Here is a 22,331-nt window from a genome sequence, read left to right on the forward strand (position 1 = left end):
CGTTTCTTATTGGGTTACGGACTTGCAGCTTTTCAGCCAGGCCTCGGTATCGATCTTCTGTTTTTGCAGGAACGCTTTCTGGTTGGCCCAATGGGTGCGTAGGTACGGTTTGAGATCCTGCAGTTGCTTGTTACGCGAGACGATTTCTTCCATCACCGGTACTTGCGGCTCGATCAAGGGCTGGCCGTACAGGGAGGCGGATTCCACCAGGCTGCTGGCGTAATAGCGGCTGAGTTTGTGCAGGCGGTCTTTCTGCTCGTCGAGCTTGCCCTTGCGCATGTCGCAGGTGGCATCTTTCTCGGCCGATTCGCAGTTGAGGGCATAGTTCTTCTGCAGGAAGTCCACGTACTGGCCATCGTCGAGCATCTTGGTGCACAGGAAGGCTCCGAGGTTGAGGCTGGCGCGGATCGCCTGGTCGCGGGTTTCTTCCTGCTGCTGGTTGCTGGCGCGCAACTGGTTTTCCAGAGCCTGGAGCTTTTCCTTGAGGGCCTTGTCTTCGACGCCCGAGGCCAGGGTGCCCAAGGCCTGGGCAGTGCCGGGTGTCGATGGGGCGTTGGGGGCGGCACCGGTACCGAGTTTCTTCCAACTGCTTTCGATACTGGCCACGCGATCGCGAGAGGTCAGGGTCGGTGATACCAGGGCCAAACGCAGCCCGGTGGTCTTGTTCTTCACCTGGCCGTCGCTGTTGTAGTACGGTTCTTCCTTGCGTAGCGAGGTGCGCAGGTCTGCCTGGGACGTCAGGTAGTTGCCGCCGCGCACCACATAGCCGCCGGCCTGGCCGTGCTGACGGTCGAGTTTGTTCAGGCGAAACGGCTCGAAGATCATTTCATCGGCATTGCCAAGCATGTCGTGCAGGCCCAGCGGGTTGGGTTTCTGCAGGCCGGATAGCTGCAACTTGCCGTTGGACGATTGCGCACCGGCAAACCACTCGTAGGCATTCAGGCCGTCGGGCATCGGATAGCGGGTATCACGGAATTCGGCAGTGCCGACTTCGATGCCGCCGCGAGCGGCAAACTCCCATTCCACTTCGGTTGGCAGCCGCAGGAAACCCAGGACGCCGTCTTCCTTGGGTAACTTGTCGGCGGCATTCTTGCGCAGCCACAGGTTGTATTTGTCCGCTGCCTCGACGGCCTGGACCCAACTGACCGCCACCTGTGGCAGGCGCATCTTGGTCGAGGCGGTCGGGCATGTTTCTTCGGTCAGTGCGGCATATTGCAACTGGCTCATTTCGTACTTGGCCAGCAGGTAATAGCGTGACTTGTCGGATTTGGCACCGGTGAAGCTACCGGCGATGAAGGTCGGACGAGTCTGTTCGACGTAGCCGTACTCCGAGCCGTCCTGGCCAATGTTGGTCGGATAGTCGTCCAGCGGTCCGGCCACCGGGATGAACACCTTGCGAAACACCATCGAGCCTTCGCAGGGCATTGGCAGGATCACGTCGTTGTCCTGGGGCATCGGGTTGTAGAACTTCTCTTCCCAGCCCGCAGCCGAGGCGTCGAGTACAGAGCCCAGGCTCAGGGGCAACAACAGCCAGCCGAAACGTTTATAGCTCACGCAGACTCTCCGCAGGTTGGATGCTGATGGCTCGCATGGTGCCGATAAGGGCAACCAGAGCAGCGACCAGAAAGGTAATGAGCAACGCCGCCAGGCCATGCCAGGCGGTGATGTGACAAATGAAAGTGCCGGTGGCCTGATTGCTGCCGAGCAAGACGTCGAACAGTTGGCTGCCGACAAAATAGAACCCCAGGCCGCCGAGGTAGCCGGCCAGGCTCAAGAACAGTGCCTGTAACACTACAAAGCCGGCCACCGCCGGGCGGTTGAAGCCCAGCAAACGCAGGACTGCAAGGCTTTTGCGCTTACGGTCGATGTTGGCCAGGAAGGCACCGACCATCGAGGCGACGCAGCCGATCAGTGCCGCTAGGGCGATGACCCCGAAGATCAGCCCCAGCACATGGTTGATGGCCTTGACGTTATCGATGTCGGCCAGGCGGCTGGAGGTTTCGATGTGCTGCTGGTTCAGCCAGCGTTCCAGCGGGGCTACCTGGTCGATGTCGCGGGCATACAGGCGGGCCCGTGCATACAGCGGTTGCAGATTGCCTACGGGCTTGCCGGTATCGACGCCGAACTCGCTGACCTGATAGCCGTCGCGAAAGCGCTCCAGGCTCAGCAGCAGAGGCGGCGCGACAAACCCTGCGGCGCGGCCGAAGCGTGCACCGTCGAGGATCGCGATTACCGTCAGGGCTACTTCGCCGCGCTCTCGATTGCCGTCCAACCGCCTCTCGGCGCGTAAACGCACGCTATCGCCGACCTTGGCCTGCAGGCGTTGTGCGGCTCGCGCACTGAGGATCAATTGATGACCGCTGGGGTTGATCCCAGGCAGGTTCAGCTGTGGGTCGCCGGCCTCGGTGGGGATGATTTCCGCACTTTCGACGAAGCGTTGCATGCCGATGAACAGATCGGCCTGAGTGTTGAGAGAGCGGGTCTGTCCCAGGGCAAAGCCGGTCTCGGGCTGCTGGCGCAGACGTTCGATCCAGGCACTGTCGTAGTTGCCGCTGCTGAGCATCTTCACTTCAAGGTTGCGCGGATCTCGCAGCAATTCGTCCTGTAATTGGCTGACCACTCCGTGCTTGAGGCCGAACAGCAGCAGCAACGGAGCGATCACCGCCACCAGCGAGGCGGCGATGCACAGCGATACTTTGCGATCGTGCCAGAGGTCTTCCATGGCCAGCTTGCCGAGCAGGCGCAGGCGATCAATCCATTGGTTCAAACAGTGTCTCTCCCTGACGGCTGGTCGCGCCCAGGCGCGGCAGGCCAAAATCCTTGAGCAGGGCCCAGTCGTGGGACACCACCAGCGCACTCAGGCCCAGGCTCGACACCAGGCTCAGCAACAGTTCGAACAAGCGCCTGGCGCTGTGTGGGTCAAGTGCCGCGGTGGGTTCGTCGGCAAGCAACAGCAACGGCTCATGGGCGATGGCCCGAACACAGGCCACCCGCTGGCGTTCGCCAATGGACAGTGCCTGGGGGCGCTTGTCGAGCAGCGTCTCCAGGCGCAGGGCAGCGATGGCCCGGTCGACGTGCTCGCTGTGCAGTGGCATGCCGAGCAGGCGGCGGGGCAGGCGGATGTTGTCGCGCACGCTGAGGAACGGCAGCAAGCCACCGCTTTGCAGGATGAACCCCAGATGCTTCGAGCGCACCGCTGCCAGGGCTGGCTGGTCGTCGTCGGCGAGCAACCGGCCAATGTCCAGCGGCGTTGCAGCCGGCGAACCGGGTGGTGTCAACGTAAGACGTTGCAGCTCCACCGGCCGTAGCAGCAACCCGATAGCCTCCAGCAAGGTGCTTTTGCCGCACCCGCTTTCGCCGGTGATGGCCAGGACCTGGCCGGTACCGATCTGCAGTTTTGGCAGGCGCACCTGATGAGCCTGTGCGCCTTCTCCCCGGCGCACCAGCAGGTTTTTGATATCCAGCATGGGCGTCTCGTTAAGGCATCATTTCCAGGGGCACCGGGTACACGTTATCCCGGGCATCGCTGTCCTTGGCCAGAGCCACCCAACGGTCTACGTCAGCGTTATAGCGCTGGTAGTGACGCAGTTTGGTGTTCAGCGTGCGGATGAATTTTTCCTGGGCCAGGCCGTCCCAGCTCTTCCAGGTTTCCTCATCCAGGTTCAAGACTTCGCTTTGGTATGGCAGGTCTTCCAGGTATTCGCCGAGCACGCCCATGTCGGCGAGTTTGGTGTTGCCGTTCTGCTTCAGCTGATTGGGGTCGGCACCCATGGTGGCGGCCACCGAACGCAAGCGCTCGAACATTTCGGTCGGTGAAATCAGTCCTTCGTTGGCAGCGTCGAGAATCTTCTTCATTACGTCGCTGAGATCGCTGAGCTGGGCTTTGGTCAACAGCACCCGTACGTCGGTGGTGGGGATGTTCTGCTTGATCAGGTCACGGTCGGTAATCCACGCCTTGAACACCGGCGGTGCCTTGCTGTTGGTCTTCTCACCGAGGTAGGCCAGTTGCATGGCATGGCCGATCAGGGCTGCGTCTTCGAGCATCTTCTTCTCGGCCGGGTCCTGCTTGGCGTTGAGGGCGCTGCCGATGGCGTCTTCACCCATGTATGCGGCTTTCACCTGGGAAGTGATGGCGGTGGCCAGGGCGTCGACCTTGCGGCCGAAGGCCTGAACGTCACCGGCGTCGACCGGGTAGTACAGCGAGGTGTTGGTGCCCGGGTAGGTCGAGAGGTTCTGATACTGCCCCTCGGCCTTGCTGTGGTCTTTGAGTCCGGCAGGTGTCTTCAGGTGCAAGGTGTAGATGGCCACCCCAGGCTTCGCCGCTTCGAGGCGCACCTGGGTGGCGCTGAGCCCGGTGTTCGACAACTTCTCGTCACCTTCGATGGCGCCGGCGTCGGTAATCAGCACTACATAGCGCGCGCCGAACTGGCTCCAGTCGACTTTGTCGATACTGTGCATGACGCCGGCATAAGCGTCTTCGTCGAAGCTACTGCTGGAGACCTTGGCCTGTTTCAGGTCAGCGACCTTGGCCAGGAAGTCGGCGCTGTCTTTGACCTGATTGGGGTCCGCATACATCTTGCTCACGTACTCCAGGCCCGGTACGGCCTTGGTGCTGGAGCGAAAGGCGACCAGGCCGAACTTGACCTGCTTGCCCAGGTTCTGCGACTCGATCTGCTGGTAGACCTTGCGGATCGCTTCACGGGTACGGTCGATGTAGGGGTCCATGGAAATGGTCGAGTCGATGACGAACACTACCGCGGCGCTGAACTCCTTCAACTGGCTGCTGGCATTGACGTCGCCCCCGGCCCCACCATTGGCGCCCGAGCCGCTGCCACCCTTGGCGTTCTTGTCATCGTCCTTGCTGACCGATGCGACGTTCAGCAGGCGGGTGCGAAAACCACTTTCGGTCATCACTTCTTCGCCACTGAGAATCGGCAGCAGGTAGAACTGCTTTTGCAGATCGACGAAGTATTCAGGTTCTTCGGCCAGCACCCCGGGGGCCTGGGTGCCTTGCTTGAGCTTGGCGCGCAGCGGCGCGACCTTGCTCACCGGATCCGGTGCGTCGAGGATGCCTTCGACGGTGGTGCGATCCTTGAAGAACAGCAGGCGATCACGGTTGGCCGGGTTGGTGAATGCCAGGGTCAGCTGCATTTTCCAGTCGGTGGTGCAACTGGCCGGCAGCCAGCCGACGGTCTTGCCGTAGCTGTCAGGGCCGACCTTCAGCCATTCGGCATTGCCGGCCTGGGCGCGCTCATACACATAGAAACGCGAGAAGGTCGGTTGGGCCTCGCCTGCCGCTCCCCCCGCCGATGGGCTGAGGTGGCAGCCAGGAGTGGTCAGCACGCGCTGGAACAGGGTCTTCTTGCCGTCCTGAATCAGCGGTTTGTCATCGGCCTGGGACACTGGGCTGATACCCAGGGCCAGCAATGCGGCGGTGCCGAACAGGGCACGGTTGAGGGAGGCTCGACTCACTTCTGCAACTCCTCGAAGCGCTGCTTGGCTTCTGCGTTGTCCGGTTCGTGGCTGAGGATGGTTTCGTACCAGTAGGCGGCAGTGGCCTTGTCGGGCTCGGCGAAGCAGCTGCTGGCCTGGTGGTACTTGGGGTCGTATTCGTGGGCATAGGCGCTGGCGATCTGCAGGTCGCCGGCCTGGGCGCGATTGGCGTACAAGCGTTGGGCCACGCCGCAATGGTTGCTGGTCTTGGCCAGATTGATGATTTCCAGCAGTTGGGCGCTGGCTGGCGCGGCCTTGATGCAGGTCTGGACGAACGTCAGCTCAGGCTGTCTGTTCATGCTTTCCAGGGTGCAGGCACCGGCTTCAGCGGCGGGGGCTGGCGCAGCGGTGACCGGGGTCGGAGCCTCGGTCTTTTGCATCCAGAGCCAGACCGCGGCGGCGACCAGCAGTACCAGAATCAGGACCAACGGCCAGATCCAGCGGTTCTTTTTCTCCGGTACCGGTGGCTGCACCAGGGGTTCGGTTTCGTTGATGGCGAAGCGTAAGTCGTCCGGTGCCGGCTCGGGTTCCGGCAATGTCAGTTCCGGCAACTGCGGGATTTCCGGGCTATCGGCAGTTGTCGGGGAGGCCAGATGACCCGCGTCGTACGTCGAACGGGTCTGGCCTCCTGCTGTGGACGGCAACAGCCTGGCTCCCGGGCGAACCACGCCCTTGTCGCTGAACCCTGGCCCTTGTTCGCGCAGTTCGATCTGGAAATTCGAATTGGCGCTGCCTTCCAGCAATGGATCGACCACCTCCATGCCCACCTGGGTTTGCAGGGTTTCACCGCTGGCATCCAGATCGAATCGGGAGATCTGGAACCAGTACGGGTTGTTGCTCCACTTCTGCCCATTCTGCAGGTAGTAGGCATCCTGGTTGCGCTGGATCGAAAATTCCAGGTTCTCCGGGGAGCCTTGCCATTTTTTTACCGTCAGGCGGGCCTGGCCGGGTGCATTGGGCTCTAACGCGAGCAGGTCGACTCGAATGGGCATTGCTTATCTCGCTGTGAAGGCTGTGAGCACGCGGCCCAGCTTTTCGTTCTGTTCGGGGGTGATTTCGCGACCGGCGCCATGGCCGGCGTTATCCAGCGTGATGTAGGCCAGGCCCGAGAGCCAGTCGCCCAGAAACAGCTGCGCCTGGTTTGCCGGCTGGGCCGGTAACACGGGAACCTGGCCCGGGCCTACGTCGGTATAGAAGGAGAACAACGGTGCCTTGGCGCCCGCACGGCTGTTGGGCCGCTCGGCAACGGGCTTTTGGATATAGCCGAACCACGACACGAAATCGCGTAGTACGCGCTGCACTTCCAGCACCTGACGCTCCACCAGTTGATCGCGGCGCGCACCGCTTTGGGCACGCTTGAGTACGGCACGGCTCAACTGGCCAGGCAGGTCCTGGCGATGTCCGGCGGTCACCAGCTCATCGACTGTCGCTTCGATCACGGCCTTTTCCAGGCCCAGCAGATTCAGCAGGCTCTGGCGGGTCGGCAGTTCGCGCAGGTGAGCGATCCAGGCGGTAAAGGCGGCCTTGGCGAAACGGTGTTCGTTGCTTTGTGCTTCCGGTGCTTTGATGTCGGCCGAAACATGAGCCGGGCTACTGTCCAGATCGTCGCCGAAGTCAGCGAAGTCGAAACCACCGTCGTCACCGTACAGGCTTGGGCTCGATGCCGGTGTTGCCGGTTCGTCGCTGGCTTGCACCTCCTCGCTTTCGTATACACCGCTGAGGTAGAGGTCGCGGATTTCCTCACTGGGCACATCGAGGTGATTGATCAACTCGCCCAGCACAGCCGGACGACGGCCCAACTGGGTCAGAATCATCTGCGCCTGGGCTTTCTTGGCTGCCGCGGCGCCGTCGCCATCGGCGTGATACCAGGTGCTCAACCCATGGACGGTCAGACTTTCGATGCATTCGCTCAGCTGCTCGCGGATGCGTTGCAACTTGAACTCAGTGTTGGCCACACCGCTGAAGCTGCTGCTGAAGTGACTGATACCGCCGTCGTCTTCTTTGAGCATGGCTTGCCACGCTTTGCCTGGCTCCTTGATGTGTTTGCACACCAGTTCGTTGCTGGCAAAGCTCTGGCCCAGTTCGTTGAGACGGTCCTGATAGTCCGGGTTGATTCCGGTTTCCGCACCCGAGCTGTCTTGCTTGATGAAGGCTGCGTCCATGCGCGGTTTGCGCACCAGGAACGTGTTCTGGAATGGTGCGCCCGCCCAGTTGTTCATCCACGGCAGGCTGCCGAAACGTTCGAGCATGGTCAGTTTGATCATGCCGTCCCAGCTTTCGTCATACTGCGCCGGGGTCAGCTTGAGTGAGGTGCTGACCCGCAGGTCGAGCATGGTCAGCGCCCAGATCAGGCCGGTTTCGCGTTTGAGGCGTGTAGCGGCATCGCCACCCTGGGTTTTTTCGATCCAGCGGGTCAGTACTGGGCCGACGTCGTTGACGTCGCTCTGCTTGGTCGAGCCGGTGCAGACCACCAGAGCGTTCATTTCCTGATTGTCGGTATAGCGTTCGAACAGATAGGCAACCTTGCCCCGCAGGATCAGCTGCGAGACGGAATTGTCCTTGGTGCTGGAGTCCGGGTCGCTGGAATTAGCGATTTCATGGAGTTTCTTGCGCCCGCGGTAGCCTGGGAAGTCCAGCAGATCGACGTGCTCGACGATCTCGTCGCTGGGTGTCTCGATCAGGCGGAAAGTCATCTCTGCGGTCAATGCCGCGAGCTGCGCCACCGGGATGCCCTGGCTGTTGTGCAGGCGTCCGTCAATCTGTGGGCGGACCTCGATCGGTAAATCCTGTGGGCTGGCAAAACGTTCGAGAATGTCGACGTTCATGATGCTATCGCGCTGGCTATAGGCATCGTTCTCGAAACGCACCAGCGCATGCAGTGGCGCAAATACGGTTTCGGGCAGACCGAGCTTGTGCAGGGCCCCGGCCAGTTGTTGATAGGCACGGACCAGTTCGCGTTGCTCGCCCCAGAGAATCGAGAACAGCTCGGCGCGTTCCTGGAAGTTCAGGCGCGGCGCCAGTTGCAGCGCCTTCGGCCAGTACAGATGCTCGAGCTTTTTCACCGAGTTGCGGAAGTTGTCCCGCAGGTAATCCCACAACGACACCAGATCATCCGCGCTGACACCCGGTTGCAAAGGGCCTGTTTCCCGGCCCTCGAACGGCTTGAGTACGCGCTGAATGCGTTCTTCGTCGATCTCGTAGGAGATGCGCTCCAGATCGAAGTCCTTGAACCAGGAGTTGGCAAGGATCTTCGCCAGTTCGATTTCATTGAACAGCTTGAGCTCGACCGGAAACTGCGGGTCCTCGCTGGGCTTGGCCTGGCGGCTGAAACGCGTGACCAGACCGGTGGCTTCCTTGCCGCCACCCACCGGGTTGATGTGTTCGATGAAATCCAGGCGTTTGCTGCCGAGTTCGGTTTCCAGCTTGCCGTTCTGGCCTGCGGCCAAGGCCGAGATCAGGTAGGACTTGCCTGCCTGGGACAGGCCGAAAAAGCCGATGGTCATCGGGGTGCAAGCGACGCGTCCAAGGCTATGGGCCAGATTGCGCGCGCGATGCAAACGCAGGTTCAGATTGTCGGCTTCGCCGTCCAGCCGCGGGGCATTACCACGGGTCTGGCTGATCCATTCCAGTGCCTGACCGGCACCTTCATAAACCGCGGCCCAACTGGTCGAGAGCTGAGTTTGTTCGGGGGTCAGGTCGTTCATTTGCGTTTCACACTTCCACTGTCGAGCCAGTACTTGGTCTCGCTCAGACTGGCGTCAAGCAAGGTATTGAGTTCCAGCTTGAGGTCGCTGCGCGGGTTGAAGCTGACATTGTTGCTGTTGGATTCGATGCCACTCACCGAGAGCCGGTCGCTGACCAGCCCGTGTTTGCGCGTGTGCTTGTCCGGAGCTTTGACTTCAAATCGCACTTTGAGCAGCGGTGCGTCGCCGTTCTCACCCACGGCACGGGAGAATTTGTCGCGGCCGGCAGGGGTGAAACTCAGGGTGTAGAGCGGTGATGCAGCCCAGCGATCGGTAGCCAGTTGGCGGAAGCCCAGGCGCAGGTCGCCGCGCATTTCCAACTGCGGCGTATCGGCCTCATCACCGGTGCCGATCACGGGCAATTTGATCTTGTTGTCTTCTGACTGGATGTCGCGGTACAGCACGTCGGCATCCTTGATTACGTTGTTCTGGTCGATGATGCCGATGTGCTTGACCGTCGAGTACGGCTTGAGCGCCGAGGAACGGAAGTAGAAGTTCGGCATGCTGTGGCTGGCACACAACAGGCAGAGCATGGCCCCGACTGACGCGGTGCTTTTCGGGTCGTCGATGCGCCCGTTCTTGTGGAATGGATACCAGCCGCCAGTGCGGTAGTTTTGCAGCGCCAGGATGCGTCCCGGCGGTAGCGGCAGGACCTTGCGAATGAAAGCCTGGACGCCGGGCAGGCGCGAAGGCCGACCGGTCAGCAACAGCACATCGCACGGGTAATGGGCGACCACTTCGCAGAGCGCACCGAGGATCTTGGTGATATTGATCTGGTCGTTGAGGAAGGCCGCGTGCAGCCGTTGCAGGTCGAAGCCGATCGGCGAGTCATACAGGTCGAAGCCGCTTTGCCCGCCCACTTCTCGACGCACTGCGCTGTTCACGTAGTCGAGCACGGTCTGGCTGATGGCGTTGTCGCCCAGCAAATCGCGGTACTGATGGTTGGCCACTTCTGCCTGGTCCTGCGGGTCATAGTGCTCATAGGCCTTGAGCAGTGCCAGGCCGAGCGGGACGAAGACCTGCAGGTTCAGTTGCTGGCGCAGGATTTCGTCCTGCACGCTGACGGTCTCGCCGCCGCACAGTCGGGACATCAGCGAGTCCGGGGCTCTGACGCCGGCGCTGTGCAGCGCTTTCTCGAAGCTGGGCAGGACAAAATCCTGGATCACGTCAAGCAGGATGTCGTCGCCGGCAACCTTGAAACCGTCGCGGAAACGCTGCTCAGGCACGATATGCACGTTACTGCCGCTGCCCATGTTGCCGGCGCGGTCGAGGCGGTAATCGGTGATCACCAGGTCGGTGGTGCCGCCGCCGATGTCGATGGTGCCCAGGGTGATGCGTTCGCGGTCACGCTTGTCCGGGCGTGCGATGGTGTCGAAGAACTCTTCCGGGTGGCCGGCGAAGTTTTCGTTGACCTCGGTGTACAGATAGACCAATTGGCCGCAGGACGCCTCATCCCATTCCACGCGGATGCTTGGGATCGGTGTGCGGGCCTTATGGTTTTCGTCCTGGTGCGGGTCTTCTTCGCCGGCATGCCAGCCGAGGCTTTTCCACACCAGGCCAATGGCCTGGAGCATGCGCTCGTTGAGGATGCTGCGTTCGGCCTGGGGCATGCCCGGGGGCACGGTCAGGGTCACGCTGTTGAGCTGGCGCGGTACCCGGGTGTGCCCCTGGCGCGAACGCTGGGCCGGGCTGTTGATTTGCGACAAGGCCTGGGCCAGTACCTCGGCCAGCATGAAGGTCATCAGCGAGCTGCGCGAATAGCGCGGCATGAACACCGGCAGGCGGTCGTCCTCATCGAGGGTGTAGAGGGCTTCGCCGGTTTCGTTGATCAGGTGCGAGAACGGCGCTGCGGTGGCGTAAGGCTCGTTGTCGGTCTTGACGTAGGAACAGTTGAAACGCCAGCCGTGGCCGTAGGCGCTCTCGTCCCACAGATAGCGTTTCGGGCTGGAGAGCCCGGTGGAGCCTTCGGTACCGCGGCGACGGCTGGCCAGGCGTCCGGCCTCGCTACCGACGCGTGCGACAGTTGCCCATTGGAAGGCATCATGGCGGCCGCTCTTGACCGAGCAGTGGTCCTTGCCGAAGTACGCCTGGGAGAACTCCACGCGACTTTCAAATGGCTGGTTGTAGGTGTGTTCGGGGGCGATCAGGTCGCGCAGTTCCAGTACATAGTTCTGCTTGAGCCCAGAACCAGCCTGGCCATGGTTCTCGATCAGGATGCCGCAGGTGCGCGAGTTACCGACGTCCAGCACCAGATCCACCGGAATCGGCTTGACCAGGCTGTTGCTGTCGTTGGCGACCACCTTGAGCTCGGGGATCTCTACCTTCGGTGGTTTGTCGGACTGCTGTGCCGCCGTAGGTCTGCCTAGCAGGCTGAGCACATTCAGGTAGTGGGCCAGGTGGTGGTTGGCGCGGATGTCGATGTCCAGTTCTTCGCGGGAGCGATGGTTATTGCCCTCGTTGAACACCTCCAGCAACCATTCGTTGACCCACGGCTGGGCCAGGAACCAGCGCAGTTCCTGGGCCTTGCTGGCGAGCTTGAAGGACACGCCGGAGCTGATGTCTTCTTCGTTCGGAGCCAGATAGGCGGTGCCTTCGCGCTTGGGCATGACCCGGCTGTCGAAGGCCATGGTCAGACGGTGGGTGTTGCCGTCGATATCCGGGGCCGGCAGTTTGACCAGGCGCATCCGCGACCAGTTGCTCGGGCCTTCGTCGAAACGATGTGGCGGCATGAAACGAAAGAATGGAATCGGTAACCAGACGCCATCGAGCAGCTCGAGGCTGCTTTTCATGTCGATACTGAACACCGGCTTGGTCTTTTCGATCTTTTCCGGTTCGGGTTCGTAGAAGTAAAAGTCTTTCTCTTCGTTGTACAGCAGGCGACAAACCAGCCCACTGATCATCGGCGCGAACTCTCCAGCCGGCTCCTTGCGCGGATCGAGGCGTAGGGCGAAGTCCATGAACTGGATGCCGGTGTCGCTGACGAGGGTGACGGTATCTTCGAATTGGGTGACTTCAGGCAACATGTCAGGTTTTTCCAGTTTTATTCGCCCGTCTGGCGCATGGACAAGGGGAACTTCTCATTTCCATAACCGCCGGTGCAGTCCGCGACACTAGTCGCACCCTGCCGACAATCGACCTTTGGCATGTCATAGGTGCTGCCATCGCCGCAAACGGCCTGGCCCTGGCTGTTGATCGCCAGGCCGCCTTTATTCATGGCCGCAGTGACCGGGCCGGTGCAGGTCACGCCATTGGCCCGGCGCACAGTGACTTCGCCCTTGCCGTCCTTGAACTGGTATTCCAGGCGCAGTGGCTTACCCGTCCGACGATCCTGGATGCCGGCGCCTGCGCGGTACTGACCGTTGAGAAAGTCGGCCACGCCATCGGCGCTGTTGGCTGGAATGCTCAGTGCCGGACCAGTTGGGGTAGCGGTTGCTGGGGTTTGCGGTGGGGGGGGCGGTGATGTCGGTTCTGCGGCGGGAGGTGTTTGTGCCGGGTTGTTTGTGGTTTCTGCGTTTGGCGTGATGGACGGATCGACCTTCACGTCGGCCACTGCGGTCGTTTCGTTTGCACCACCGACTACCGCTGTTTCAGTGACCAAGGTGCCACCAGTGCCGATTACGGCGGTGCCGGGGGTGACGATACCGTTCACCGTAGGCAGGGCGGCGGATTCCAAGGGCGACTCGGCCACAGGTTCTTCATGCTTTGTACCCACTGGCAACGTGATCATCGGTACACCTGGGATGCAGCCGCGCAGACCCAGCAGGAGCAGGAGCAGAAGCAGCAGGAGCAATGGCAGCAGCCACCACCAGCGACGCCACCAAGGACGTGCTATGACCGGCGCCGCAGCCACTGGCGCGGCCACGGGTGGGGCAATAGGGGCACTGGGGGCAGCTGGAGCGACGGCTTGCAGGCAGTGCAACGGATCGCGATTGCGGTCGGCGTCAGCGTGCTCGAATCCCCAGAAAGTCAGCACCGGTTTGCCGTTCACCAGGTAGACGAAATTTTCGTCGGGGAAATGAATGACGCGCTTGAGCAGTTTGCCGAAAACCGCCTTATCACCTTGCTGCTCGGCCGGGTCGTTGCCGAGGAAGCGTTGGCTCAGTTCTTCAAGTGCAGTCTTGAGGGTTCCAAGCTGTGCACGTGCGAGGACGCGCTCTTCTTCGGTCGCGCTACTCCAGGGAATGACATCGCCGGCCATACCGCTGTACCAGTCGATCTGGTTACCCAGCTCGTCGCTTTGCGGGATGGCCAAGTGGTCGACCATGTCGGGATTTTTGCGACGAATCGCTTCGCGCAGTTGCAGGGCCGCCCGATAAACCGGTTGACCTGTTTCGCCCAGGGCAGTGAATGATCCGCTTTTGCCGCTGCGTAATAGTGCCCCGCGCATCCAAACTCCATATGTTCATTCGCGCAAAATGACAGACAAAATGTCTGTACTTGCTCCCTAAATTAGCTGGCGACCTTAATGGCATAATGATGTCGTCGTCAATGTGACATTGGTGGCAGCGGTGGCGAGTGTGTCATGGGATGACAAGCATGTGCACTGATTTGACGGAGAAGCTGGCCAGCCGTGGCCTTACGTCTGGTTGGGGGAGTTGATTTATACGCTTGCTGAAACGATTCATCAGCGCTATAAAAATCCCACAACTCCAATAAAGGCACACGCCCATGACACCGCTCAGACTGCTGGTCGCTCTTTCCGCATTCACCGCTGCTTCCCACGCCATGGCCTGGGACTATGTCCTGCTCGATACCGACAAGGCCGCCCAGGACTTCCATATCACCAGCGCGCAGCTGGGAGTAAAAACCGCCAAGCCCTTTTCCGTGACCCTGCGTACCCTGCATGGCGGACGGCAGGAAGGGGTGAGCATCGTTGATATCGACAACGGTGCGATGAAACTCTCTGTGGTGCCGACCCGCGGCATGAACGTGCTGCAGGCTTCCGTCGGCCCGGTGCGCATGGGGTGGGATTCGCCGGTCAAGGAGGTGGTCAACCCGTCGTTCATCGAGCTCAACGGTCGTGGCGGCCTGGGCTGGCTGGAAGGGTTCAACGAGCTGGTGACCCGCTGCGGCTACGAGTGGGTCGGGCACCCGGGCATGGATAACGGCGAGCTGCTGACCCTGCACGGTCGCGCGGCGAACATCCCGGCGAACAAGGTCACCCTGCATATCGACGAGAAGCCGCCGTACGCCATCAGCCTGCGCGGCGAGCTCAAGGAACAGGCGTTCAAGAAGGTCGATTTCTCGGTGGCCACCGAGTTGGTGACCGAGCCGGGCAGTGTCAGTTTCGCCCTCAACGACACCCTGACCAACAACGGCGATTACCCGAAGGAATACCAGGCGCTGTATCACAGCAACTTCAGCACGCCGTTCCTCGAAGAGGGCGCGAAGTTCGCTGCACCGGTGAAGCAGGTGTCGCCCTTCAATGACAAGGCCAAGGCCGACCTTGCCGATTGGCAAACCTACCGCGGCCCGACCCGGGACTACGACGAGACCGTCTACAACGTGGTGCCTTATGCCGATGCCCAGGGCGATACCCTGACGGTGCTGCACAACAAGGCCGGCAGCCTCGGCGTGGCGGTGGGCTTCAATACCCGGCAGCTGCCGGTGTTCTCCCTGTGGAAAAACACCGATACCCAGGGCCAGGGCTACGTGACCGGCCTGGAGCCGGGCACCAGTTTCTCCTACAACCGCCGCTACCAGCGCCCGCTGGGCTTGGTGCCGACCATCGAGGCCAGGCAGAGCAAGCAATTCCAGATCCGCTACAGCCTGCTGGCCGACAAGACGGCTGTGGATAAATCCCTGGCCGAGATCAGCCAGATCCAGAATGACCGGCAGACCGAAGTACGGCCGACGCCGCTGGTGGACCTGAGCAAGGAGTGATCCTCTTCAGCTCGCGGCCGGCCGGTATTGCAGCGCTTCGGCCAGGTGCTCGCGGCTGATCTGCTCGACCTGCTCGAGGTCCGCCAGGGTGCGGGCGACCTTGAGCAGGCGGTGGGCGGCGCGCAGGGACAAGGTCAGGCGTTCGCAGGCGGTTTCCAGCCAGCGCTCGTCGGTTGTGGATAACTGGCAATGTCGGCGCAGGCCCGGCAGATCGAGAAAAGCATTGGCACAACCCTGGCGTCGCTGTTGCCGCTCCCGGGCGCGGGCCACCAGGGCCGCGGCTTGCGCGGTGTTGTCCCCAGCCTGGGGCTTGGGGTTGAGGGCCGTGCTTTCCCGGGCCACGGTCAGGTGCAGGTCGATACGGTCGAGCAGCGGCCCGGAGAGCTTGTTGCGATAACGCTGGATCTGCTCTGGGGTGCAGCGGCAGCGGCCACTGGGCTCGCCAAGATATCCACAGGGGCAGGGGTTCATCGCCGCCACCAGTTGAAAACGCGCGGGAAAATGCACCCGGTCGCGGGCCCGGGCAATGACGATCTGCCCCGACTCCAGTGGCTCGCGCAGCACCTCCAGCACCTTGCGATCAAATTCCGGCAATTCATCGAGGAACAGCACGCCGTGGTGGGCGAGGGTGATTTCGCCGGGTTGCGGTTTCGAGCCTCCACCCACCAGCGCCGGTCCAGAAGCCGAGTGATGAGGTTGACGGAAGGGCCGTTGCGGCCAATGGCTCAAGGGAATGTGGCTGGTGACCGATTGGATGGCGGCCACTTCCAGGGCTTCCTGCTCTTCCAGCGGCGGCAACAGGCCGGGCAGGCGGCTGGCCAGCAAGGTCTTGCCGGTGCCTGGCGGGCCGCTGAACAGCAGGTTATGCGCACCGGCCGCGGCCACCAGCAGCGCGCGTTTGGCAGCCAGTTGGCCCTGCACTTCATTCAGGTCGGGATAGGGGCGGTTCTGGTAGAGCAGGCCGTCCGAAGCATAGGGCTCGATCGGGGTGTGGCCGTTGAAGTGGGCGACGGCTTCCAGCAAATGCTCGACGGCAATCACCTTCAGTCCTGAGGCCAGGCAGGCTTCCTCGGCATTCGCGCGTGGCACCATCAGCGTGCGTCCGGCCTGGCGCGCGGCCAGGGCCGCCGGCAGCACGCCACGCACCGGGCGAACCGCGCCGGACAGCGCCAGCTCGCCCAGGCATTCGACATTCTCCAGGGCCAGGGTCGGTACCTGCACGCTGGCGGCCAGTATGCCCAGGGCAATTGCCAGGTCGAAGCGCCCGCCGTCCTTGGGCAGGTCGGCCGGAGCGAGATTGAGGGTGATGCGCCGGGCCGGAAAATCGAAGCCGGCATTGAGAATGGCGCTGCGCACCCGGTCCTTGCTTTCCTTGACCGCCGCTTCGGGCAGGCCCACCAGGGTCAGGGCCGGCAGGCCGTTGGCCAGATGGACTTCGACCGAAACGGCCGGCGCTTGCACGCCGGTCTGGGCACGGCTGTGGACAATGGCCAGAGACATGACTCGTTCCTTGAGGCTGGGAAACCGCGTCCTGCGGTTGTGCAAGCCTAGCCCCGGCCGAGGCTACGCCGCACCAGCAAATAGACTCAGGATGTTGCGGCGGGCGGCTCAGCCGCGCCAGTCGTGGGACCAGCCCGGTTGGGCGATGCGCTGTTCGTACAGGGCGATGTCCGACTGATTGTCGACTTCCACCCAGCCGCCGCGAATGGCCACGGTGGCGATAGCGGTGCCGGCCTGGAGCAGGGCGCGCAGCAGGCTGGTCATGTCCAGTTTGTCGATCTGCGGGTCGCTCATGCCGGACAGCAGCGCCCGGACCTGGCGCCATCCTGCGGGGGTGAATTTCAGCAGGCCCATGTACTGGCCCTCGATTTCCTCGCGGCTGGTGACCCTTTCACCGATATCCAGCAGCTGGCCGGCCTGTTGGCGGAAGCTTTCGGCGTCGCTGAGGGGATCATCGGAGCGCGTCGACCACAGGTCCCACCAGTCGAGGTCGTAGGTGATGCTCAGGGGGGCCTGGGAGGCCATCAGGTCACGGACGATGTCCGGGCGGTAGACGATATCGCCGTAGCACACCAGGGTCGGTTCGCTGGATAGCAGGGCATCGGCGCGCATCAGGCTGCGCACCATGTTGCTGCTGGCCCAATGCGGGTTGTACAGCCGGCTCTGGCCATAGCCTTCAAGGGCTTCGCTGCAATAACCGCTGACCAGATGCACCTCATCGACCCCGGCGTTTTCCAGGGCTTGCAGCTGCCATTCGAGCAGCGGCTTGCCAGCCAGGCGGGCCAGGGGCTTGGGTTGCGCGGCGGTCAGGTGTTTCAGGCGGGAGCCGCGGCCGGCGGCGAGAATTACGGCTTTCATGTCAGGTCACTCAAAGAGCCATTGGCACAGTTGTCGATCGGCTTCGTCCAGCGTTGCTTCGCGCTCGGGATGCCACATGATGCCGGCCACCTTGAGGCTGGTATGCACCAGGGCCTCGCAGGTTCCGGAAGTGTCCAGGGCCCAGGGGCGCAGGGTGGCAGGCAGCGGGTCGAGCAACTGTTTGCCGTGGAAGGAATTGACCGAGCGCGAAGCGGCCTGGCCCTGTAGCCAGGGCCGCTCGTCGGCGGCCAGCAAGGTGATGAGGTGACGTTGCGCGACGTGCACGTCGCGGTCGGCATCGGCCAGCCGGCCGCCGAAAAAGCTGTGGATCAGTTGCAACCCGCGGCAGACCCCCAGCACCGGCAGCCGCTCGGCCACGCAATGGGCCAGCAGCGCCTGTTCGCTTTGATCGCGCAACGGGTCGCCGCCGAGGTCGTCGCCACCGCTGAAGATCACGCCTTGCACGCCCTGGTCACGGGCATAGGCCACGGTGTCCTCGCCCAGGTGGGGCAGCAGCAGCCATTGGTTGCCGCAGCCGAGTTCGGCAAAAAAGCGGTACCAGTCCCTGGCCAGGCCATCGCGCGGTTCGTGATAGGCCTGCGGGTTGCAGGTTCTCAGGGTGATACCGAGGCGTTTCATGGCTGCACCGGGTTCAGGGTCTTGTCGCGACAATTGAGGGCGATGCGCGGGCTGCGCAGGATCCGGTTGAACAGCTGTTCGCCACAACCGATGGCCGCTGGAATGCCGAACTCGGCGCAGCGGATGGCCATGTGCGAGTTGGCCCCGCCGTATTGGGTGACCAGCCCGGCGATGCCGCGGGTGAAGACCCAGTCATAGCCGGGGTCGGCATTTTCGATGCAGACGATCTTGCCCTTGAGCGGCGCCGAGGCCGGGGTGTCCTGGCGCAATTCCATGCCGACGGCTTCGACGTTCTGCCGGGTGATGAAGTTGGGCAGGCTGCGATGCAGCGGCGCGACGAACACATCGTCGACCGCGCTGATCAGGTGCCCGAGCTTCAGCGAGATGCCCTGCTCATAACTGCGGCGTGCCTGGCTGGCCGACTCCAACAGGACCCGGTCGGTGTCGTCCATCAGCGGCGTGGTGAGGCTGTCGAGCAGCGGGTGGATATCGAGAAAGGACAGGTCTTCCCTGGCCAGGCCAACGTCGGCGCCCCAACTCACCAGCAGTTGCAGGGCGTCGGACAGGTCCCGGGTGAACACCAGCTTGGCGTATTCCCGGGCCTGGATGGCCTGGCTGGCATAGTCCAGCAGGTGTTCGGTCGACAGCGGCCAGCCTTGTTCGTCGATCAACTGCTGCAGGGCCTGGCGCTCTTCGGGTTGCAGTTGGAAGGTTGCTTGCGAACTCTCGCCATGACCCAGCTCGACGGTCGCGGCAGCGAACAGGTCGTGGCGCTCGTCATAACGCAATGAGGTGATGTCGTAGGTGCCGGGGCGCAAGTGGCCGAACTTGGCGACAAAGGCCGGCAGTGTCCGGACGTCGGCGCAGACCTGGGCGTATTCGCGCGTCAGTTCGGTGGTGACGGTCTGGATCGACTGCTTCCAGGCCAGCAGGCGCTCGTTGCTCAGGGCGCCACGGCGGCAGGCCGAGCGCAGCAGGGCTTCGGCGATGAATGCATGCCGGGCGAGCATGGCGAACGGCAGCGTGCCTTGCTCGCGGCAGTCCAGCAGCAGGCGGTGGATGCTGTCGAGGTCGGCTGGAATGGTATCGAGACGCCGGCGTTGCTGCTGGCGCTCGTGGGCGCGCACCTGGTCCAGCAAGGGCGGCAACGCGTCGGCGCCGTCACCGCTCAGCGCCCGCAGCGTCAGTTGGTCGAGGGCCGAGCGATAGGCCCGTTGCTCGGCGGCGCTGAGGCTGTCGCCATAACGCTCGGCGAAGTCGGCGTCGAAGGTGAAGTCCAGGCAGGTCTGGACGACTTCGAACTCGACCTTGTCGTGCCATTGCGGGTGGGCTTGCAGGCGCTGCAGCCAGGCGTTGACCAGCCTGGTGCACAACCCCGGCTCCAGGCCTGCCGGCAGGAACGAGTTGAAGCTGCAGCGCACGTCGATATACGGGTGATGGCCGAGCATCACCATCAGCGCCTGGTGCCGCGGCTGGTGATAGCCCATCAGGGCGCGGGCTTCGCGCCAGGTCGAATCGGTCACCAGGCGCCGATACAACGAGGCCGCCAGCGGGCGCGGAGTGGTGCCGATGATTTCCGCCGGGTTCCAGTCGGGCATCACCCCCAGCAAGGTACTGTCGCCATACAGACCGGCCTGGGGCGCCAGGCGTTTGCCCAGGAAGCGCTGGATGTGCTCGAGCTGGCGCGCCACCCGCCGTTCGGTGACCGGATGCCAGGTGTTGCACAGGGTGATGCGCCGTACCTGCAACACATACACCTGCTGGTGGTGGTCGACGGCGAATTCGATGTCCAGCGGCACGTTGCCGCAGAGCGTTTCCAGCTCCCTGCAGGCGTCGATCACTGCCTGCAGGCGTGGCGAGCGCAACTGGGCACTCTCGGTGTCGCGGTAGACCAGCACGGTTTTCTGGATGCCCTGGCCGCCGGTGATGGTATCGGTCAGGCCGCTCTCGTCGTCGTAGTTCACCACGTAATAAGGGGCGCCATGTTCCAGGTCGTGGGTCATCACCACGCCGCTCATCTGGATCGAGGTCAGCATCGGCTGGATCAGGATCTGGTTGTCCTCGCAGCGGTGCTCGGCAAAGGACGCGATCACCTGTTCGATGGCGACGCTCAAGGCCCGAGGGTCGGTGACACTGACATTCAGGCAACTGGTGAACAGGCCGGCCATGGAACTGTTGACGCTGTCTTCGTTCTGCGCGCTGCTGCGCACGATCACAAAGAAGCCGCCATGCTCCAGCCGGGCAATGTTTTGCAGCACATCAGCGGGGTCGTCCCGCCACTGTCGGGCGGTGAAGAAGTACAGCGGCAGGATCCGCGAGCGGATGACCCGCGGCTGCAGGCGCTCCAGGGTTTCGGACTTGGTCCCAAAACGAATGGTGTTCGCGGCGGCCTGGTTCATGGCGCGTCCTCGTGCTTGTCCACCGCCAGCAGGGCCAGGTGCTTGAGCAACGGGTGAATGATGAAGTAGGGCGGCTTCTCGGCCTCGGCCGGCAGGGGCCGCAGGGCCTGGGCGCCTTCGCGTCGCCAGTGGCTGAGGACGTCCACCAGCAGGTCGGCGCGGATCGCATTGTCATACAGGTAGTCGACATCCATGCCAGGCGGTGGCAGTGGATAAGCCTTGCGTGCCAGCACCGGGCCGGTGTCGATCTGCTCGTCGAGCAGCAGGGCGCTGGCGGCGCATTCGCGCTGTTCGATGATCTGGTAGTACAGGGTGGTGCTGCCACGATAATCCGGCAGCCAGCCGGAATGGATATGCAGCACCGGGTAACGACTCAACAGGGCCGCCGGCACCAGTTGCCCGCCGTACCCAGAGTAGACCAGCAGGTCCGGCGCCTGGCGGGCGATCAGTGCGAGCAACTGCGGGTCGTCGAGGGCCTGGGCCGGGCACACCTCGTGGGGCCAGCCCAGGGTGGCCAGGCAGGTGTCGATGTCCTGGCTCAGGTCCGGGCAGAACAACCCTGCAAGTGGCTGTACCTGCAACTCGCGGGTGGTCTGCAACGCGCCGCCGCCCTGGCCGTAGACAATCACCGCGTCAGGTTCGATACCGGCTGCCGCCATGCCTTGCAGGTAGGCGACCGAGCGCGCGGTGCGGGCGCAGAGGATCAGCAGGCGGGCGCGACTCATAGGCCGGCCTCCCGGGCGACGGTGGCCAGCACCTGTTGTTCCTGGGTCAGCAGCCAGGCCAGGTAGGCGCCCTGGTCCGGGTCGAGGCGGCCCTGCTGCGACACCAGGGTGTCCGTCAGCTTGAGCAGGCCACTGAGGTAATAGGCCGCGCCGCTCGCTTGCCAGCCGTGCAGCATGCACTCGGCCAGCAGCAGATAAGGCGGTACGGACCCGTAGCTGCCGTGGGGCAGCGGACGGTGCGGAGCCGCGGCTTCGTAGCCGGTATACAGGCGTTTGCTCACTTCGAATTTCTTCAGCAGGCGCGGCAGCCAGTAGGCTGCCAGCGGGCCGGAGACTCCGGCGCCCGCGCGCATTTCCAGGCACAGGTGGCTCAGCAGCGCCGTGCTGTCCTCGGCGTGCGCCGGGCCTTGTGGATGCAGTGTGGGCAAGGCCGGCGCCGGCAAGTGGGCGCACGCAGCCAGGCGCGAGGTGCGCCAGGCGTCGACTAAGGCTTCGCCCTGGAAGCTGCTGTAACGGTAGGTCTGCGGGTTTTCCAGCAGGTCCCCGTCGCTGTAGGCGTAGTTCAGCATGACGGTGGATACCCACAGAGCTGGCGAATGCGTTCCACGTAGCCAGGAATATCGTCGGGCTCGTGACGGTTGTGCAACACCAGGTCCGGGCGTTGCGGCGGCGGGTATTCGATGTCCACGCCCACCACGTTGCTCTGTTCGCCCCGCAGGGCGGACTGATACAGCCCCTTGTTGTCACGGCTGACCAGGGTGCTCAGCGGCACATCGACGAACACTTCCCGGTAGCTGGAGAAACGCTGGCGGTTGTCGTCGCTGATGTCCTGGAACATCGACAGGATGCAGCAGACCACATCGATGCCCTGGCCATCGAGCCAGCCGCACAGGGCCTGGATTCGTTCGGCGTTGACCCGCCGTCCGGCGACGCTGTAGGCGTCCGCCCGCTGGTCATGGCGGAACAGCGCGCGAATCTCGTCGCCGTCGACGAACACGGTCTGCGGCCGCTGCGCTTTCAGGCTGGCATACAGGGCCCGGCCAATCGTGGTTTTGCCCGCTCCTGACATGCCGACCAGCCAGATCACCATG

The 22,331-nt window shown here is 62.9% G+C and carries 16 protein-coding genes; 1 reads left to right on the forward strand and 15 read right to left on the reverse strand.

The annotated features are described in order from the left end of the window. Window positions 1-6: 6 nt before the first annotated feature. From PVZ78_RS01995 to PVZ78_RS02030, 8 genes are read right to left on the reverse strand one after another with little or no spacing between them, the layout of a single operon-like run. Entirely contained in the window at window positions 7-1,554 is a 1,548-nt protein-coding gene (locus PVZ78_RS01995; RefSeq protein ID WP_188056670.1) for an SUMF1/EgtB/PvdO family nonheme iron enzyme, read from the reverse strand. Beyond that, the gene (locus PVZ78_RS02000; RefSeq protein ID WP_101283950.1) at window positions 1,544-2,767 is read right to left on the reverse strand and encodes an ABC transporter permease; all 1,224 of its coding nucleotides are present in this window, start codon (window positions 2,765-2,767) and stop codon (window positions 1,544-1,546) included. Before PVZ78_RS02000 ends, PVZ78_RS01995 begins: the two co-directional genes overlap by 11 nt. Then, window positions 2,751-3,467, reverse strand: coding sequence for an ABC transporter ATP-binding protein (locus tag PVZ78_RS02005; RefSeq protein WP_101283948.1), 717 nt, complete (start codon window positions 3,465-3,467; stop codon window positions 2,751-2,753). Before PVZ78_RS02005 ends, PVZ78_RS02000 begins: the two co-directional genes overlap by 17 nt. Before the next feature lie 10 nt (window positions 3,468-3,477). Then, complete coding sequence (locus PVZ78_RS02010) at window positions 3,478-5,445, reverse strand: vWA domain-containing protein (protein WP_273828172.1); 1,968 nt, start codon at window positions 5,443-5,445, stop codon at window positions 3,478-3,480. Window positions 5,446-5,468: 23 nt separating this feature from the next. Next, on the reverse strand, window positions 5,469-6,485 hold the full coding sequence (locus tag PVZ78_RS02015) for a hypothetical protein (protein ID WP_124339259.1): 1,017 nt from the start codon (window positions 6,483-6,485) through the stop codon (window positions 5,469-5,471). 3 nt (window positions 6,486-6,488) lie between these two features. Beyond that, window positions 6,489-9,197 (reverse strand): putative virulence factor, encoded by a 2,709-nt coding sequence (locus PVZ78_RS02020; protein WP_273828160.1) that lies wholly within the window; start codon window positions 9,195-9,197, stop codon window positions 6,489-6,491. Then, window positions 9,194-12,259 carry a virulence factor SrfB gene (locus PVZ78_RS02025; RefSeq protein ID WP_273828161.1) on the reverse strand — a complete coding sequence of 1,022 codons (3,066 nt, stop codon included), beginning with the start codon at window positions 12,257-12,259 and terminating at the stop codon, window positions 9,194-9,196. Before PVZ78_RS02025 ends, PVZ78_RS02020 begins: the two co-directional genes overlap by 4 nt. Window positions 12,260-12,276: 17 nt before the next feature. Continuing rightward, the gene (locus tag PVZ78_RS02030; RefSeq protein WP_101283940.1) at window positions 12,277-13,623 is read right to left on the reverse strand and encodes an SrfA family protein; all 1,347 of its coding nucleotides are present in this window, start codon (window positions 13,621-13,623) and stop codon (window positions 12,277-12,279) included. A gap of 281 nt (window positions 13,624-13,904) precedes the next feature. On the opposite strand from PVZ78_RS02030, the gene PVZ78_RS02035 reads away from it, so the two are divergent. Further along, entirely contained in the window at window positions 13,905-15,119 is a 1,215-nt protein-coding gene (locus PVZ78_RS02035) for an aldose 1-epimerase family protein (protein WP_273828162.1), read from the forward strand. 6 nt (window positions 15,120-15,125) lie between these two features. On the opposite strand, the gene PVZ78_RS02040 is transcribed toward PVZ78_RS02035, so the two are convergent. From PVZ78_RS02040 to PVZ78_RS02070, 7 genes are all read right to left on the reverse strand, one after another. Continuing rightward, window positions 15,126-16,619 (reverse strand): YifB family Mg chelatase-like AAA ATPase, encoded by a 1,494-nt coding sequence (locus PVZ78_RS02040; RefSeq protein ID WP_226303236.1) that lies wholly within the window; start codon window positions 16,617-16,619, stop codon window positions 15,126-15,128. A gap of 108 nt (window positions 16,620-16,727) precedes the next feature. Continuing rightward, on the reverse strand, window positions 16,728-17,477 hold the full coding sequence (locus tag PVZ78_RS02045; protein WP_273828163.1) for a phosphocholine cytidylyltransferase family protein: 750 nt from the start codon (window positions 17,475-17,477) through the stop codon (window positions 16,728-16,730). Between the two features lie 6 nt (window positions 17,478-17,483). Further along, on the reverse strand, window positions 17,484-18,116 hold the full coding sequence (locus PVZ78_RS02050) for a gamma-glutamyl-gamma-aminobutyrate hydrolase family protein (RefSeq protein WP_273828164.1): 633 nt from the start codon (window positions 18,114-18,116) through the stop codon (window positions 17,484-17,486). Then, window positions 18,113-20,515 (reverse strand): PEP/pyruvate-binding domain-containing protein, encoded by a 2,403-nt coding sequence (locus PVZ78_RS02055; protein ID WP_273828165.1) that lies wholly within the window; start codon window positions 20,513-20,515, stop codon window positions 18,113-18,115. The genes PVZ78_RS02050 and PVZ78_RS02055 overlap by 4 nt, the downstream gene beginning before the upstream one ends. Next, a complete protein-coding gene (locus PVZ78_RS02060) occupies window positions 20,512-21,240 on the reverse strand; it encodes a formyltransferase family protein (RefSeq protein WP_273828166.1) in 729 nt (242 codons plus the stop codon). Before PVZ78_RS02060 ends, PVZ78_RS02055 begins: the two co-directional genes overlap by 4 nt. Then, the gene (locus tag PVZ78_RS02065; RefSeq protein ID WP_028683666.1) at window positions 21,237-21,809 is read right to left on the reverse strand and encodes a hypothetical protein; all 573 of its coding nucleotides are present in this window, start codon (window positions 21,807-21,809) and stop codon (window positions 21,237-21,239) included. Before PVZ78_RS02065 ends, PVZ78_RS02060 begins: the two co-directional genes overlap by 4 nt. Next, the gene (locus tag PVZ78_RS02070; protein ID WP_101283926.1) at window positions 21,803-22,330 is read right to left on the reverse strand and encodes an adenylyl-sulfate kinase; all 528 of its coding nucleotides are present in this window, start codon (window positions 22,328-22,330) and stop codon (window positions 21,803-21,805) included. The genes PVZ78_RS02065 and PVZ78_RS02070 overlap by 7 nt, the downstream gene beginning before the upstream one ends. Window position 22,331 lies beyond the last annotated feature (1 nt).

The sequence above is a fragment of the Pseudomonas sp. SBT1-2 genome (assembly GCF_028640875.1).
Classification (GTDB): Bacteria; Pseudomonadota; Gammaproteobacteria; order Pseudomonadales; family Pseudomonadaceae; genus Aquipseudomonas; species Aquipseudomonas chlororaphis_I.